General features: G+C 65.2%; 12 protein-coding genes. 9 read left to right on the forward strand and 3 right to left on the reverse strand.

The features are described from left to right. Positions 1-41 precede the first annotated feature (41 nt). From AC1DRD_RS00245 to AC1DRD_RS00265, 5 genes are all read left to right on the forward strand, one after another. Entirely contained in the window at positions 42-1,481 is a 1,440-nt protein-coding gene (locus AC1DRD_RS00245; protein WP_478039456.1) for an NAD(P)-dependent oxidoreductase, read from the forward strand. 4 nt (positions 1,482-1,485) lie between these two features. Continuing rightward, complete coding sequence (locus AC1DRD_RS00250) at positions 1,486-2,190, forward strand: DUF2059 domain-containing protein (protein WP_478039458.1); 705 nt, start codon at positions 1,486-1,488, stop codon at positions 2,188-2,190. Continuing rightward, positions 2,187-6,698, forward strand: a complete 4,512-nt coding sequence (gene gltB, locus AC1DRD_RS00255; RefSeq protein WP_478039460.1) for a glutamate synthase large subunit — start codon at positions 2,187-2,189, stop codon at positions 6,696-6,698. Before AC1DRD_RS00250 ends, gltB begins: the two co-directional genes overlap by 4 nt. A 60-nt stretch (positions 6,699-6,758) precedes the next feature. Further along, positions 6,759-7,175, forward strand: coding sequence for a hypothetical protein (locus AC1DRD_RS00260; RefSeq protein WP_478039461.1), 417 nt, complete (start codon positions 6,759-6,761; stop codon positions 7,173-7,175). Positions 7,176-7,275: 100 nt separating this feature from the next. Next, positions 7,276-7,833 carry a carboxymuconolactone decarboxylase family protein gene (locus AC1DRD_RS00265; RefSeq protein WP_478039463.1) on the forward strand — a complete coding sequence of 186 codons (558 nt, stop codon included), beginning with the start codon at positions 7,276-7,278 and terminating at the stop codon, positions 7,831-7,833. Between the two features lie 190 nt (positions 7,834-8,023). On the opposite strand, the gene AC1DRD_RS00270 is transcribed toward AC1DRD_RS00265, so the two are convergent. Beyond that, positions 8,024-8,497 (reverse strand): hypothetical protein, encoded by a 474-nt coding sequence (locus AC1DRD_RS00270; RefSeq protein ID WP_478039465.1) that lies wholly within the window; start codon positions 8,495-8,497, stop codon positions 8,024-8,026. Positions 8,498-8,539: 42 nt separating this feature from the next. On the opposite strand from AC1DRD_RS00270, the gene AC1DRD_RS00275 reads away from it, so the two are divergent. Beyond that, positions 8,540-9,211 carry a glutathione S-transferase family protein gene (locus AC1DRD_RS00275; protein ID WP_478039467.1) on the forward strand — a complete coding sequence of 224 codons (672 nt, stop codon included), beginning with the start codon at positions 8,540-8,542 and terminating at the stop codon, positions 9,209-9,211. After that, positions 9,211-9,582, forward strand: coding sequence for a tRNA-binding protein (locus AC1DRD_RS00280; protein WP_478039469.1), 372 nt, complete (start codon positions 9,211-9,213; stop codon positions 9,580-9,582). The genes AC1DRD_RS00275 and AC1DRD_RS00280 overlap by 1 nt, the downstream gene beginning before the upstream one ends. Before the next feature lie 189 nt (positions 9,583-9,771). Here the strand turns inward: AC1DRD_RS00280 and pepN are convergent, their stop codons facing one another. After that, on the reverse strand, positions 9,772-12,387 hold the full coding sequence (pepN, locus tag AC1DRD_RS00285) for an aminopeptidase N (protein WP_478039471.1): 2,616 nt from the start codon (positions 12,385-12,387) through the stop codon (positions 9,772-9,774). A 110-nt stretch (positions 12,388-12,497) separates the two neighbouring features. Here pepN and AC1DRD_RS00290 point away from each other — a divergent pair, with 110 nt between their 5' ends. Together AC1DRD_RS00290 and AC1DRD_RS00295 are read left to right on the forward strand one after the other, a co-directional pair. After that, on the forward strand, positions 12,498-14,186 hold the full coding sequence (locus AC1DRD_RS00290; RefSeq protein ID WP_478039472.1) for a M28 family metallopeptidase: 1,689 nt from the start codon (positions 12,498-12,500) through the stop codon (positions 14,184-14,186). Next, positions 14,173-14,937, forward strand: coding sequence for a Rossmann-fold NAD(P)-binding domain-containing protein (locus AC1DRD_RS00295; protein ID WP_478039474.1), 765 nt, complete (start codon positions 14,173-14,175; stop codon positions 14,935-14,937). The genes AC1DRD_RS00290 and AC1DRD_RS00295 overlap by 14 nt, the downstream gene beginning before the upstream one ends. Here AC1DRD_RS00295 and AC1DRD_RS00300 read toward each other — a convergent pair. Beyond that, complete coding sequence (locus AC1DRD_RS00300; protein WP_478039476.1) at positions 14,934-15,857, reverse strand: DMT family transporter; 924 nt, start codon at positions 15,855-15,857, stop codon at positions 14,934-14,936. The two genes, AC1DRD_RS00295 and AC1DRD_RS00300, sit on opposite strands and share 4 nt — an antisense overlap. Positions 15,858-16,081 lie beyond the last annotated feature (224 nt).

The following is a 16,081-nucleotide window of genomic DNA, read 5'->3' on the forward strand; positions in this document are numbered from 1 at the left end:
GGAGAGAAACAGGCTAGCGGCCGTTCCGAAGGGAGCGGGCGATGGCCGGTGATATGCTGAAATTCGTGGGTGTAACGCAGGCCTATCCGGCCAAGCGCGACGCTCAGCAGCGCGCGGAGGACTTTCACGAGATCGCCGACCGCTATGGTGTGCCCGCCGCCGAGGAACAGTCGGCGCGCTGCTCGCAATGCGGGGTGCCTTATTGCTCGGTGCACTGTCCGCTGCACAATCATATCCCCGATTGGCTGCGGCTGACCGCCGAGGGTCGGTTGCGTGAGGCCTATGAGCTCAGCAACGCGACCTCGACCATGCCCGAGATTTGCGGCCGCATCTGTCCGCAGGACCGGTTGTGCGAAGGCAATTGCGTGATCGAATTCTCCGGCCATGGCGCGGTGACGATCGGCTCGGTCGAGAAATTCATTACCGACACCGCCTGGGAGAATGGCTGGGTCGAACCGATCGTGCCGGGGCCCGCGCGCGGCCAGTCGGTCGGCATCATCGGCGCGGGGCCGGCCGGGCTGACCGCGGCCGAGTTGCTGCGCGTCGCCGGATACGAGGTCCATATCTATGACCGCCACGACCGCGCGGGCGGGTTGCTGACTTATGGCATCCCCGGCTTCAAGCTCGAAAAGCCGGTGGTGATGCGTCGCGTCGATCGCCTGAAAGCGGGCGGCATCGTGTTCCACGAAGGGTTCGAGGTCGGGCGCGAGGCGGACCTCGAGGAATTGCGGACCAAGCACGACGCCATCCTGGTCGCGACCGGCGTGTACAAGGCGCGCGGTCTTGCCGCCCCGGGGGTCGAGGCGAACGGCGTGGTCGAGGCACTCGACTATCTGACCGCATCGAACCGCAAGAGCTTCGGCGACGCCGTGCCCGATTTCGACAGCGGTGCGCTCGATGCGGCTGGCAAGAATGTGATCGTGGTCGGCGGCGGCGACACCGCGATGGATTGCGTGCGCACCGCGGTGCGCCAGGGCGCGGCCTCGGTCGCCTGCCTCTATCGCCGCGACCGCGCCAACATGCCCGGCTCGCAACGCGAGGTCGGCAATGCCGAGGAGGAAGGCGTCGAATTCGTCTGGCTATCGGCGCCCGAGGCATTCGGCGGCGGCGATACGGTCGACAGCGTATCGATCGCGCGGATGCGGCTCGGCGCGCCTGACGCCAGCGGTCGCCGCGCGCCGGAACCCGATGGTGGCGAGAGCGAAGTTCGTCGGGCCGATCTGGTGATCAAGGCGCTTGGCTTCGACGCTGAGGATCTGCCGCGATTGTTTAACGCGCCCGAGCTCGGGGTGACGCGCTGGGGGACGTTGCTGGTCGACAATGCCACGCTGATGACCAGCCTGGATGGCGTGTTCGCCGCCGGCGACATCGTCCGCGGTGCCAGCCTGGTGGTCTGGGCGGTGCGCGACGGGCGCGATGTCGCGGCGCATATGGACAAATATTTGCGCGCGAAGAGGGCGATCGAAAGGAAGGCGGCATGACGGGGTGCGCGGACGCGCGGGGGAAACTGCCATGATTAGGGCACCCCTTTTCACCATCGCGACAATGCTCCTCGCCGCACCGGCGTCTGCGCAAAGCGTGCCGTCGGCAGCATCTTCGCCTGTAGCTGGCCCGGCCGACCTCGGACCGGTCGACCCCGCGCGGCTGGCGGCTGCGCGACAGGTTATCGACCAGGTCTGGCCGCTGGGGACCTACGAGCGCATCATGCGGGCGGTCATGGACCAGATGGTGAACGGGACGATGGCCAGCATGTACGACATGCCTGCAGACACGTTCGCCAAGGGATTGAAGGCGGACGGCCCCGATAAATCGACAGGCAAGACGTTTCGCCAAGTCTTGGCTGAGGACGATCCCTTTTTCGAGGAGCGTATGCGCCGGTCGATGAACGTCATGATGGGTGAAATGACCGCCCTGATGAACGAGGTCGAGCCCGACGTGCGAGTCGCGTTTGCGAATGCCTATGCACGGCGATTTACCGTCGCCCAGCTCAATGACCTCCACACCTTCTTTCAGACTCCGACCGGCCAGATATACGCGCGCGAATCGATGACGCTGATGATGGGTCCGGACATGATGAAGGCGATGCAGGCTTTCGCACCGAAGATGATCGAGCGGATGCCGACGATCATGGCCAAGGTCGAGGCGGCGACCAAGGATCTGCCGCCCCCAAAGAGAAAGACAGCGCAATGACCGATCAACGCGCCCGCCTGGCTGCCGAGGGGATGTACCGTCCCGAATTCGAATCCGATGCCTGTGGCGTCGGCCTTGTCGCCGCGACCGACGGCCAGCCGTCGCGCCGGGTCGTGCAGTCGGCGATCGATGCGCTGAAGGCGGTATGGCACCGCGGCGCGGTCGATGCCGATGGCAAGACCGGCGATGGCGCCGGCCTCCATGTCGACTTGCCGCACAAATTCTTCGACGAGGCGATCCAGGCGTCGGGGCACAAGGTCGCTGACAACCAGCTCGCGGTCGGCATGATCTTCCTGCCGCGCACCGATCTTGGCGCACAGGAATCGTGCCGCACGATCGTCGAAAGCGTGATCATCGAGGCGGGCTATTCGATCTATGGCTGGCGGCAGGTGCCGGTCGACGTGTCGGTAATCGGCCGCAAGGCGCAGGAAACGCGGCCCGAAATCGAGCAGATCATGATCGCCGGCCCCTTGCCGGGCACGCAATCGGCCGAGGAGTTCGAGAAGGATCTGTATCTCGTTCGCCGCCGCATCGAAAAGCGCGTCATCGCCGCGCAGATCAACGGCTTCTACATCTGTTCGCTGAGCTGCCGCTCGATCGTCTATAAGGGGCTGTTCCTGGCCGAGAGCCTGTCGGTCTTCTACCCCGACCTCAAGGACCCGCGGTTTGAGAGCCGCGTCGCGATCTTCCATCAGCGTTATTCGACCAACACCTTCCCGCAATGGTGGCTGGCGCAGCCGTTCCGCTGCCTCGCGCACAATGGCGAGATCAACACGATCCGCGGCAACAAGAACTGGATGCTCAGCCACGAGATCAAGATGGCGGCGAACGCGTTCGGCGAAGCGTCGGAAGACATCAAGCCGGTGATCCCGGCGGGGGCGTCGGACACCGCGGCGCTTGACGCGGTGTTCGAGGCGATCTGCCGCTCTGGCCGCGACGCGCCCACCGCCAAGCTGATGCTGGTGCCCGAGGCATGGGGACCGAAGGGCGAGATGCCGAAGAAGCATCTCGACATGTTCAAATATCTCGGCTCGGTGATGGAGCCGTGGGACGGCCCCGCCGCGCTGGCGATGACCGACGGCCGCTGGGCGGTCGCCGGCATGGACCGCAATGCGCTCCGGCCGTTGCGCTATACCCAGACTTCCGACGGGCTGCTGATCGTCGGGTCGGAAGCGGGCATGGTCGTCGTGCCCGAAACGATGATCGTCGAAAAGGGCCGGCTCGGACCGGGCCAGATGATTGCGGTCGATCTCGAGCAAGGGCGCCTGCTCCACGACCGCGAGGTCAAGGATCGCATCGCCGACGAGCACGATTACGCCACGATGATCGGCGAGTTCCTGACCGTCGATGAACTTCCGGCGCCCAAGGGCGAAACGGTCACCCGTTTCGACCGCGCCGAGCTGCTGCGGCGCCAGGTCGCTGCCGGCCAGACGCTGGAAGACATGGAGTTGATCCTGTCGCCGATGGTCGAGACCGCCAAGGAAGCGATCGGATCGATGGGCGACGATACGCCGCTTGCGGTCATCTCGGACAAGCCGCGACTGATCAGCCAGTTCTTCCGCCAGAATTTCTCGCAGGTCACCAACCCGCCGATCGACAGTCTGCGCGAGCGTCACGTGATGTCGCTCAAGACGCGGTTCGGCAACTTGGCCAACATTCTCGACACCGGCGTGCGGCGGGACCGCGTGCTGGTGCTCGAAAGTCCGGTGCTGACCGGCGCCGACTGGGCCAAGCTCAAGGCGCATTTCGGCAGCCAGACCGCTGAAATCGACTGCACTTTTCCCTCGGGCGGGGGACCCGATGCGCTGCGCACCGCGATCCAGCGCATCCGCAACCAGGCCGAGCAAGCCGTGCGCGAGGGAAAGAGCGAAATCTTCCTGTCCGACCGCGCGATCGGCCCGGACAAGGTCGCGATCGCCGGCGTGCTGGCGGCGGCGGCGGTGCACACGCACCTCGTCCGCCGGGGCCTGCGCTCCTATTGCTCGGTCAATATCGAGACCGCCGAATGCCTCGACACGCATTATTATGCGGTGCTGATCGGGGTCGGCGCGACCACAGTCTATGCCTATCTGTCCGAAGCGGCGATCGCCGATCGTCATGCGCGCGGCCTGTTCGGCGAGCAGAGCCTCGACAAGTGCCTCGGCAATCATCGCAAGGCGGTCGAGGAAGGGCTGCTCAAGATCATGTCCAAGATGGGGATCGCGGTGATCTCCAGCTATCGCGGCGGCTATAATTTCGAAGCCGTCGGTCTGTCGCGCAGCCTGGTCGCCGATTTGTTCCCGGGCATGCCGGCGAAGATTTCGGGCGAGGGCTATGCCTCGCTCCACCTCAATGCCGAACTGCGTCATCAGCAGGCGTTCGATACGGGCGTGGCGACCTTGCCGATCGGCGGCTTCTACCGGCAGCGCTATGGCGGCGAGACGCATGCTTATTCGGCGCAGCTGATGCATCTGCTGCAAACCGCGGTCGGAACCGACAGCTATTCGACCTATCAGAAATTCTCGCGCGGGGTAGCCGATTTGCCGCCGGTCTATCTGCGCGACCTGCTCCAGTTCAATTTCCCCGACGAAGGGATCGCGATCGACCAGGTCGAGCCGATCACCGAGATCCGCAAGCGCTTCGTCACCCCGGGCATGAGCCTGGGCGCGCTGTCGCCCGAAGCGCATGAGACGCTGGCCATCGCGATGAACCGGATCGGCGCCAAGGCGGTGTCGGGCGAGGGCGGCGAGGACAAGCTACGCTACCAGCCCTACGAAAACGGCGACAACGCCAATTCGGGCGTCAAGCAGATCGCCTCGGGCCGGTTCGGCGTGACGGCGGAATATCTCAATGCTTGCGACGAGATCGAGATCAAGGTCGCGCAGGGCGCCAAGCCCGGCGAGGGCGGCCAGCTGCCCGGCTTCAAGGTCACCGAATTCATCGCCAAATTGCGCCACGCCACGCCCGGCGTGACCCTGATCAGCCCGCCGCCGCATCACGACATCTATTCGATCGAGGATCTGGCGCAGCTGATCTACGATCTGAAGCAGATCAATCCGCGCGCCCGGGTCTGCGTGAAGCTGGTCAGCTCGGCGGGAATCGGCACCGTGGCAGCCGGCGTCGCCAAGGCGCATGCCGACGTCATCCTGGTGTCGGGCCATGTCGGCGGCACCGGCGCGTCGCCCCAGACCAGCATCAAATATGCCGGCACGCCGTGGGAAATGGGGTTGTCCGAAGTCAACCAGACGCTGACGCTCAACGGCTTGCGCGGCCGGGTGAAGCTGCGCACCGATGGCGGGCTCAAGACCGGACGCGACATCGTCATCGCCGCGATCCTGGGGGCCGAGGAATTCGGCATCGGCACGCTCAGCCTGGTCGCGATGGGCTGCATCATGGTGCGGCAATGCCATTCCAACACCTGCCCGGTCGGCGTCTGCACCCAGGATGCCAAGCTGCGCGACAAGTTCACCGGAAGCCCGGAAAAGGTCATCAACCTGATGACCTTCATCGCCGAGGAAGTGCGCGACATCCTGGCGCGGCTCGGCGTGCGCAGCCTCGACGAGATCATCGGCCGCACCGAATTGCTGCGTCAGGTCAGCCGCGGCGCCGAACATCTCGACGATCTCGACCTCAACCCGATCCTGGCCAAGGTCGATGCCGATGAGGACCAGCGCCGTTTCAGCCTGCAGACCTGGCGCAACGAAGTGCCCGACAGCCTCGACGCGCAGATGATCAAGGATGCGGCGCATGTCTTCTCGCGCGGCGAGAAGATGCAGCTGACCTATTCGGTGCGCAACACGCACCGCGCGGTCGGGACGCGTCTCTCCAGCGAGATCACGCGTACCTTCGGGATGGACAAACTCGCCGACGGCCATGTTACCGTGCGGTTGCGCGGCTCGGCCGGGCAGAGTCTCGGCGCGTTCCTGTGCAAGGGCATCACGTTGGAAGTGTTCGGTGACGCCAACGACTATGTCGGCAAGGGGCTGTCGGGCGGCACGATCGTTGTTCGCCCGGTCGTCTCTTCGCCGCTGGCGAGCCAGGAAAACACCATCATCGGCAACACCGTGCTCTATGGCGCGACCAGCGGGCGGTTGTTCGCGGCGGGGCAGGCCGGCGAGCGGTTCGCGGTGCGCAATTCGGGAGCGAGTGTCGTCGTCGAGGGCTGCGGCGCCAATGGCTGCGAATATATGACCGGCGGCATCGCGGTCGTGCTCGGCGCGGTCGGGGCCAATTTCGGCGCCGGCATGACCGGCGGGATGGCGTTCGTCTACGACGCCGGCGCCAGCTTCGAGCGGCGCGCCAATGGCGACTCGATCATCTGGCAGCGGCTGGCTTCGGCGCATTGGGAAGCGGTGCTCAAGAACCTGGTCCGCGCGCATGCCGCGGCGACCGACAGCAATTGGTCGCAAGGGATTCTCGACGATTGGGATCGCGCGCGCACCAAGTTCTGGCAAGTTATCCCGAAGGAGATGCTCGAGCGATTACCGCACGCGCTCGACGACAGCGAGGAACTCCAGGCCGCAGAGTAGCGTTGAAGGGGCGATCGGTGCTATAAGGCGACTCACCGGTCGTTTCTCGGGTGATGTGTCATGCGTAACTATATGCTGCTTCCCGTCCTCGCTTTCGCCGCGACTCCGGCGATCGCGCAAGATCGCGATGCCCCGCCGCCGCAGATGGACGCGCGCGCGGCGGCCAATGCGCTCAACAACCCGATGGTGCAGAATGGCGTCGTCGGACTGATCGACGCGCTGACCGATGCAGTGATGCAGACGCGAGTCGGCCCAATGGCCGCGATCGCGCCCGATTCGAGCATCCGTCCCAGCGACACGCTCGACAGCATGGCGGCGCGCCGCAATCCCGATTACCGCAACGAGATTCACCGTAACGCCAAGCAGACGGTGGTCGCGGCCGGCCGGACCGCAGGCGCCGCGGTGGCGGTGTCGGACGAGCTCAAGGCGACGACCGAGCGCATTCGCCGGGTGCTGGGGACGACCAACCCTAACTGACCCACTCGGAAAACCGAATATGGTGACCTGATGGCGTTGCTGTCGGGCTTGTCGAACGATGGGTATCGGCTACCCTTCTCCAACATAAGGAGAGGGATCGATGAGGCTCAGCCAGCCGCGAGTGGCGCCGCTCGCCGATAGCGAACTCGACGACGAACAACGCGAGGTGCTGGCACCGTTCGGTGGACGCGTGCTCAATATCTTCCGCACGATGGCGCGCGCGCCCAAGGCGCTGAAGCGGTTCAACCTGTGGGGCGGGTATATCCTGTCCGACCGCAATTCGCTGGCGCCGCGCGAGCGCGAATTGCTGATCCTGCGCTCCGGCTGGCTGTGCCGCTCGGGCTATGAATGGGTGCAGCACACGCGGATCGGGCTGCAATCGGGGCTCAGCCAGGAAGAGATCGACCGTATCAAGCTCGGCCCCGACGCCCCGGGCTGGAGCGCGGCCGATGCCGCCCTGATGCGCGTCGCCGACGATCTGGTGCGCGATTTCTTCGTCAGCGACGCGACCTGGGCGGGCCTGAGCGATTTGAGTGAGCGCCAGCGGATGGATGCGGTCTTCACCGTCGGCCAATACACCCAGGTGTCGATGTTCCTGAACAGCTTCGGGGTGCAACTCGACGACGGGCAAATGCTCGACGCGGACTTCCCGCGATGACCGGGCGCGTCGCCGGCAGGGTCGCGCTGGTGATGGGCGCGGGGATTGGTCAAGCCTGATTGGTATGGATTGAATTCCACCCCGGGGAAGGCTGGGGGCCAGTATGGGGATGGCGCCGCTGGGAGCGGATCGCGGCTGGGCCCCAGCCTTCGCCGGGGTGGTCTAAATACGATTCTGCCGGATAGAGATTTTACGCCGTCGCGGTCCGCTTCCATAGCATGAAGTAGGACGGCGTGCGCGGTGGCGGCGCGCCGTTGAACACCAGCAACAGCTGCGTGAGCAGCACCAGCGCAATCGTCGCCATGCCGTCGTCCGGACCGATCAGGACGAGCGCCACGGGCATCGCCGTGGCCGCAAGCAATGCCAGAACGACGATGATGCGATACAATCCGGGCAGTCCGAACGCGTAGGGTCGAACCGCCGCGGGCCGCTCGGCGACTTCGGCGAGCAGGTCGAGTGCCTCATTCAGGGACCCCAGGGCGACGCGTATCTGGATACCCTGCAGCGCGGTCAGGATCGGACCCTGTGCCGAAACATGCCGGCGCCCGAGTGCAAACGCCGGGATGCCGTAGAAGTCGAACATCGACAGCATCACCGCGGCTTCGGGTTGGCTCCAGGTGATTGCGACGGTCTCGAAGCGATCGTCGAACGAATAGTCTGCCAAGCCATCTTCCCCCGCCCGTCGCCAGCTTATAACAGCGGTAGGATGTGGCAACTCCTTCAATTCCCGCTCTGCCCCTTCTCGCGCAAGGTCCGGCTGCTCCTCGGGGAGAAGGGGGTCGGCTATACATTGGTGCGCGAGAATCCGTGGGAGCGGCGCGACGAGTTCATCGACATGAACCCGGCGGGACAGACGCCGGTGATCACCGACGCCCAGCGGGACATCCGGCTGATCGATTCGCTGGTCATCTGCGAATATTTCGAGGAGACGGTTGATAAGGCGCAGATGATCAACGGCACCGCGATCCAGCGCGCCGAGATCCGCCGCCTGGCGACTTGGTTCGACACCTTCTTCTTCCGCGACGTGACCGAGCGACTGCTGGGCGAGCGCATGCTCAAGCGCGTCGTCACCAAGGCGAGCCCCGACGCGCGCGTGCTGCGCGAGGCGATGAAGTCGGCGGTCGAATATCTCGATTACACCGACTACCTACTCGATCGGCATAATTGGATGGGCGGCGCGACGCTCAGCCTCGCCGATCTGGCGGCCGCGGCGCAGATCTCGGTCGCCGACTATCTCGGCGGGATCGACTGGAAGAATCACGAACAGACCGCGCGCTGGTATGGTGGCATGAAGAGCCGCCCGAGCTTCCGCCCGCTGTTGAGCGAGCGGATGGAAGGCATTCCCGCCTCGCCGCATTATCATGATGTGAATTTCTGATGCACGTCACCCACGACAGCGCCGCGCCGGCGGCCGAGACGATCGCCTTCGACGATTTCCTCAAGGTCGACATCCGCGTCGGCACGATCGTCGCCGCCGAGCCCTTCCCCGAGGCGCGCAAGCCGGCGTTCAAGCTGACGATCGATTTCGGCGATCCGATCGGCACCAAACGCTCGTCGGCGCAGATCACCGAACATTATGCGCTGGAGGATCTGATCGGCCGCCAGGTCGCCGCCGTGGTCAATTTTCCGCCGCGCCAGATCGGGCCGATGAGGTCGGAGGTGCTGACGCTGGGGTTTCCGGATTCGGGCGGCAAGGTGGTGCTGATCGGGCCGAGCGAGCCGGTGCCCAACGGCGGGCGGTTGTTTTAGCCATTAAATCCTCTCCCCTTGTGGGAGAGGATAGCGAAGCTTGCGAGCTTGCTCGCTAGCGTAGCTTGGTGAGGGGAAGCGGAGCGCGGTCGCGTCGCGACCGCTTCCCCTCTCCCAACTACGACTAGGGTCCTGACGGACCCAAGTCTCCGTATCCCTCTCCCACAAGGGGGGAGGGTTTATTTGGCACTACCCCTCCAAACTCTTCGACGCCTGCTCGAACAGATCCTTCGACAGGCCCGGCGTTGCCAGGATCCGCTCCAGCTCCGCCTTCATCAGTGCCGCGCGAGTCTCGTCGAACCGGCGCCAGCGACCCAGCGGCGGCAGCAGCTTGGCGGCGGTCTGCGGATTGAGCCGGTCGAGCGCGATCAGATTGTCCGCCAGGAAGCGATAGCCCGCGCCGCCCGCGGCGTGGAACGCGCGCTGGTTGACGCTGAACGCGCCGACCAGCGAGCGCGCGCGGTTGGGATTGGCCAGCGTGAAGTCGGGATGCCGCGCCAGTTCCTCGACCGTCGCCGGGGTGTCGTCGCGCGACGACAGCGCCTGGGTCTGGAACCATTTGTCGAGCACCAGCGCGTCGGTCGAATAGCGATTGTAGAAGATGTCGAGCGCGGCGATCCGCTTGTCCGACATACCGTTGGCGAGCGTGGTCAGCGCGCCCTGGCGGTCGGTCATATTGTCCGCTGTCTCGAACTGGGCGAACGCCACATCGGCGGCATCGTCGGCGCCCGAGGCGGCGATATAGCCGAGAGCGACGGTGCGCATCCGGCGATCGGCCTTGGCGGCGGGCGAATAGACGAACGGGGCGCCGGTCGAGGCATCGACATAGGCTTGGCGCCATAAGGGTGCGAGCGTCTTGCCCAGGTCGCGGCGCAGCGCCTCGCGCGCGCGAAACACCGCCTCGGGATCGACCCGCTCGAGCTGGTCGCCGATGAAGCTGTCCGACGGGAGTAACACCGCTTCGGCGACAAAGGCATGGTCGAGCGCCTCATCCTCGAGCGTGCGGCGCACCGCCTCGATCAGCGGGCCATGATCGGCGCGGCCGAGCTGCGTCGCGGTCACCAACGTATCGAGCATCAGCTGTTGCATCGCTTCGTAGCGCGCGAACGAGTCGTCGTCGTGCGCCGAGAGGAACGCAAGGTCGCGCGCCGAACGGTCGCTTTCGATGATGACCGGCGCGGAGAAGCTGCGGTTGATCGACAGCACCGGCGCTTCGCTCACGCCATCGAACACGATCTCGCTGGTCGGCTGATCGAGCAGATAGAGCTGCTCTTGACTTAGCGCCGCGCCAGTCGCGCTGCCGAAAAGCTTGAGCTTGAGCGGCAGGACCATGGGTTCCTTGACCGACTGGCCAGGCGTGGGCGGCGTGCGTTGGGCGAGGCGCAAGGTGGCGCGGCCCGACCCGGCGTCGTGATCGAGCGCGGCGGAGACGCGCGGGGTCCCGGCTTGCGAATACCACAGGCGGAACTGGGTCAGGTCGATCCCGCCGCCTTCTTCCATACAGCGGACGAAATCCTCGCAGGTCGCGGCCGTCCCGTCGAAGCGGTCGAAATAGAGGTCGGTGGCGCGACGGAAACGATCCTTGCCCAGGATCGTCGCCATCATCCGGATCAATTCGGCGCCCTTGTTGTAGATCGTCGCGGTGTAGAAGTTGGAGATCTCGATATAGCTTTCCGGGCGAACCGGATGCGCCAGCGGGCCGTTATCCTCGGGGAACTGGCTGGCGCGCAGGCCGCGCACGTCCTCGATCCTTTTGACCGCCGCCGATCCCTGGTCGGCCGAGAAGCTCTGGTCGCGAAAGACGGTGAAGCCTTCCTTCAAGCTGAGCTGGAACCAGTCGCGGCAGGTCACGCGATTGCCCGACCAATTGTGGAAATATTCGTGCGCGACCACCGCGGCGATCGCGTCGTAATCGTAATCGGTCGCGGTATCGGGGTCGGCCAGGATGTAGCGGCTGTTGAAGATATTCAGCCCCTTATTCTCCATCGCGCCGAAGTTGAAATCGTCGACCGCGACGATGTTGAACACATCGAGATCATATTCACGGCCATAGACTTTCTCGTCCCACGCCATTGCCAGTTGCAGCGCGTCGAGCGCATGCTGGGTCTTGGCCAGATCGCGTTCGCGCACCCAGATGCCGAGCTCGACCTTGCGCCCCGACATGGTGGTGAAGGTCGCGCGATTGGCGGCAAGGTTGCCCGCGACCATCGCGAACAGATAGCTTGGCTTGGGAAAAGGGTCGCGCCATTCGGCCCAGTGGCGGGTCGGTTTCCCTTCTTCTGGGTCGAGATCGCCCGAGGCGATCGGATCGCCATTGGCGAGCAGGATCGGGAAGCGCTTCTTGTCCGCCGTCATCCTGACCGAATAGCGCGCGAGCACATCGGGCCGGTCGGGAAAGAAGGTGATGCGGCGAAACCCTTCCGCCTCGCATTGCGTGCACAGATTGCCGCCCGACGCGTAGAGCCCCATCAGCTGGGTATTGCGGTCGGGATGGATCTCGACCTCGGTCTCGACCCGGTGCTTGCCGGCGGGAAGGTCGATGACCAGGTCCGACCCGTCCATCCGCCAGTCATTGTGCGGATTGCCGTCGACGCTGACCGACAGCGGCACCTGCCCGTCGCCATCGAGCCGGAGCGGGCGATCGTGATCGCCGCTGCGCGTCACATCGAGCGCCGCCTTGACCCGCGTCGTCGCCGGATCGAGCTCGAAATCGAGCGCGATGTCCGGGACCAGCCAATCGGGCGCGCTGTAATCCTCGCGGCGCGTCACGACTGGGTTGGCAAGGGCGGATTGGGCGTCGATCATTCTGTTCTCGTTCGTTCTCGTTGGCCTGGCTGTATCGTAAACATCACGCAGCGTTGCCAAGTTTCATCGGTCTGCTACGCGCCGCGACAGGGACAGCCAAGAGGAAAGCCATGTTGAGACTGATCGGCGCGGTCGCATTGACGCTCGCCGCCGGGACTGCGCTGGCGCAGACCGGGAAGGTTCCGGGCATCCCGACTCCGAAAAAGGAGAGCGCTAGGTCGATCAACGAGCGGGTCAATGCGCCGCTTCCCGCCGACCAGGCGGCGATGAAAGCCCATGTCATGTTCCTGGCGTCCGACGCGATGCGCGGGCGGGAAGCGGGTAGCGCCGAATTCGACATCGCCGCGCAATATGTCGCGGCGCAATTCTACGCCGCCGGGCTGCGCCCTGGGGGCGATGATGGCGGCTATCTTCAGAAGGTGCCGCTGATCGGCGTCAAGCTGGCCGACAAGGGCAATTTCGTCTGGACGCCGTCCGGCGGGAAACCACAGACGCTCGTGTTCGGGGAGGATTTCGTGCCCTCGGCCAATGCCGCCAAGGCGGAGACCAGCGTCAACGCGTCGATCGTCTTCGTCGGCTACGGCATCGTCGCGCCCGATTACAAACGCGACGATTATCGCGGCGTCGATGTGAAGGGAAAGATCGTCGCTTTTGTCGGCGGCGCGCCGACCAAATATGACGGCGAAGAAAGAGCCTTCTTCTCGAGTGCGGCGACCAAGGCGCGGATCGCCGCCGACCATGGCGCGATCGGCGCGGTCCAGATCGAAAGCCCGCGCGGCGGGCGCGGCAATTTCCCGATCGCGGCGCTGGCGCGGTCCTGGGACCGCGAACGGGTGACCTGGTCCAACGGCAAGAGCACCGGCGGCGCCGAGGGCGTGCCGGTGCTGGGGACCTTGTCTACGGGCGCCGCTGCGAAGATGTTCGCCGGCGCCAGGATCGGCTGGGATCAGATACGCAGGGCAGCGGACAGTGACGATGCAGCGTTCAAGCCGGTCGCGCTCAACGGTACCTTGTCGGTCGCGATCAAGACCGAGACGCGACCGATGCCGTCGTCGAACGTGATCGGCGTCCTGCTCGGAAGCGACCCCAAGTTGCAGGATGAAGTTGTCATCCTGTCGGCGCACCTTGACCATATCGGCGTCGGTGCCCCCGACAAGACCGGCGACACGATCAACAATGGCGCCGAGGATAACGCCATCGGCATCGCCAGCCTGATCGAAGAGGCGAAGCGGTTCGTCGCGTCGGGCAAGCCGCCGCGGCGAACGATCCTGTTCCTGGCGGTGACCGCCGAGGAAAAGGGCCTGATCGGCTCGGACTATTTCGCCAACAACCCGACCGTGCCGCTCAAGTCGATCGTCGCCGACGTCAATCTCGACATGCCGCTGATCACCTATCCGTTCGAGGACATGGTGGTGTTCGGGGCGCAGCGCTCGACGCTGGGGCCGATCGTCGAGCGCGCGGCGGGATCGGTCGGCGTGTCGATGTCGCCCGACCCGATGCCGGAGCAGGGCATCTTCGTGCGCTCCGACCATTTCCGTTTCGTCCAGAAAGGCATTCCCTCGGTCTTCCTGTGGCCGGGTGAGAAGGGCGCGGGCAAGGCGGCCTGGGACGACTTCATGGCCAATCATTACCATCAGCCGTCGGACGACCTGTCGCAGCCGCTCGATTGGGCGCAAGGGGTGCGGTTCGTGACGGTCAATTACACGATCGCGCGCGAAATCGCCGATAACGACGAGCGGCCGCGCTGGAACAAGGGCGATTATTTCGGGACGTATTTCGGCGGTTATGGCGCGAAATAACCTTCTGATCTTTGGCTTGGGCTATGCGGCGAGCGTCGTCGCCGCCCGGCTCCAAGGCTGGGAGGTCGTCGCGACCGGGAGCGCGGGCAATCTCGATTTCGACGATCGCGACGGCGTGATCGCGGCGATCGATCGCGCGACGCATATCCTGTCCTCGGTGCCGCCCGACGCGGTCGATCCCGTCTTCGCACGCTACGGCGCGGCGCTGGCGGATGGCGGCAAGTGGCTCGGCTATCTCTCCTCGACCGGCGTCTATGGCGACGCCGGAGGGGCCTGGGTCGACGAAAGCGCGCCGATCCTTGGGCGGCGGCAGGCCCGCAACCGCGCGGATGCCGATTGGCTGTCGCTCGGCGCGCGGGTGTTCCGCCTGCCGGGCATTTACGGTCCGGGCCGTTCGCCGCTCGATCGCGTGCGGAGCGGACGGGCACACCGGACCGGAATCGCCGGGCAAGTGTTCAGCCGCATCCATGTCGACGATCTCGCCGCCGGCGTGATCGCCGGGTTCGACGCGCCGCCTGGTGCCTATAATCTGTCCGATGACATGCCCATGAGCCAGGATGCGGTGATCGAGTTCGCCGCGAATTTGCTCGGCATCGATCCGCCGCCGATCGTCCCGCTCGACGCACTGACGCCCGAAGCGCGCGCCTTCCACGCCGAGAACCGGCGGGTGTCGAACCTGAAGGCGAAACGCGTGCTTGGATGGCGGCCGGTCTATGCCGACTATCGGTTGGGCCTGCGTGCTCTGCTTTAGCGATTGGGCCTTCTGGCCCTGAGGGCGATCACCAGCCCGAACGCGGCCAGCGCGGCGCCGCCGATCGCCAGCCCCGACCAGCGATAGCCCTCGAACAGGGTCGACAGCATCATCGCGATGACCGGCACGATCACGCTCGAATAGGCCGCCTTGGCCGGGCCGATCGTGCGGATCACTCCGAAATAGAGCGGGAAAGCGAGCGCGGAGGCGAAGATGCCGAGATAGAGGATGCCGAGCAGATAGACCGCGCGATGCTCGATCACCGGCGCGCCCGTCGTAGCGTAAGCGAAGATGGCATCGATCGCGGCGCCGACGAGCATCGCTACCGCCACCGTGCTGCCCATCGGGTAGCGTGCCGCTGTCGGCGTCGCCTGCATGACGTTGGCGGTCGACGCACACAGGATCGCGCACAAAGTGAAGCCGATCCCGGCGAGCACCTGGCCCGGTCCATGCGGGTCGACTCGCGCTTCGCGCACGAACAGCAGGATGACGCCCGCCATCGCGATCGCCGATCCGATCATCAGCTGGCGGCCGAGCTTTTGGCCGAGGAAGATGCGGCCGAACAGCGCGTTGGGGATCAGCAGCATCGCGAATACCACCGACACCAGGCCCGAGGTGACGTGCTGTTCGGCGCGATAGACGAAATTGAAATTACCGGAGAATTGGAGCAGCCCGAGCAAAGCCGCGAAGCCATAGCCGCGCGCGCCCAGCCGCCAGCTCTCGCGCTTCCACAGCGCCCAGCCGGCCATGCAGATGCCGGCGACCAGGAAGCGATAGGTCACCGACCAGCTCGGCGGCACCACGCCCAATTGATCGCGGATCACCAGCCAGGTCGATCCCCAGATCAGGGTGACGATGCCGAACGGCACCAGCACGCTGAGCGTGGTCGAGCGGGGCTTGGCTTGGGGCGGCTGGAGCACGATTCCGCTCTACCGCGGTGCGTGGGCGTAACAACCCGGCTTCTGCTTGTCGGATGAAAAGGTCACCTCATGGAAATGTTCTTCCGATCCTCTCGCGGGCGGGACAACTAGCCCTCTCCCGCTTGCGGGAGAGGGTTGGGTGAGGGTCTTCTTTCTTCTGCTCTGCGGCTCAATGCCAAACAGAAGAAAGAAGACCCTCACCCTCCCGCTTCGCGGGCCCCTCC

Source organism: Sphingomonas sp. P4_G2 (assembly GCF_056401155.1).

Bases quoted from the DNA above. Each gene is read 5' to 3' on its own strand.
- AC1DRD_RS00245 (WP_478039456.1), top strand. From the start codon at position 42: ATGGCCGGTGATATGCTGAAATTCGTGGGTGTAACGCAGGCCTATCCG.
- gltB (WP_478039460.1), top strand. From the start codon at position 2,187: ATGACCGATCAACGCGCCCGCCTGGCTGCCGAGGGGATGTACCGTCCC.
- AC1DRD_RS00260 (WP_478039461.1), top strand. From the start codon at position 6,759: ATGCGTAACTATATGCTGCTTCCCGTCCTCGCTTTCGCCGCGACTCCG.
- AC1DRD_RS00265 (WP_478039463.1), top strand. From the start codon at position 7,276: ATGAGGCTCAGCCAGCCGCGAGTGGCGCCGCTCGCCGATAGCGAACTC.
- AC1DRD_RS00275 (WP_478039467.1), top strand. From the start codon at position 8,540: ATGTGGCAACTCCTTCAATTCCCGCTCTGCCCCTTCTCGCGCAAGGTC.
- AC1DRD_RS00280 (WP_478039469.1), top strand. From the start codon at position 9,211: ATGCACGTCACCCACGACAGCGCCGCGCCGGCGGCCGAGACGATCGCC.
- pepN (WP_478039471.1), bottom strand. From the start codon at position 12,387: ATGATCGACGCCCAATCCGCCCTTGCCAACCCAGTCGTGACGCGCCGC.
- AC1DRD_RS00290 (WP_478039472.1), top strand. From the start codon at position 12,498: ATGTTGAGACTGATCGGCGCGGTCGCATTGACGCTCGCCGCCGGGACT.
- AC1DRD_RS00295 (WP_478039474.1), top strand. From the start codon at position 14,173: ATGGCGCGAAATAACCTTCTGATCTTTGGCTTGGGCTATGCGGCGAGC.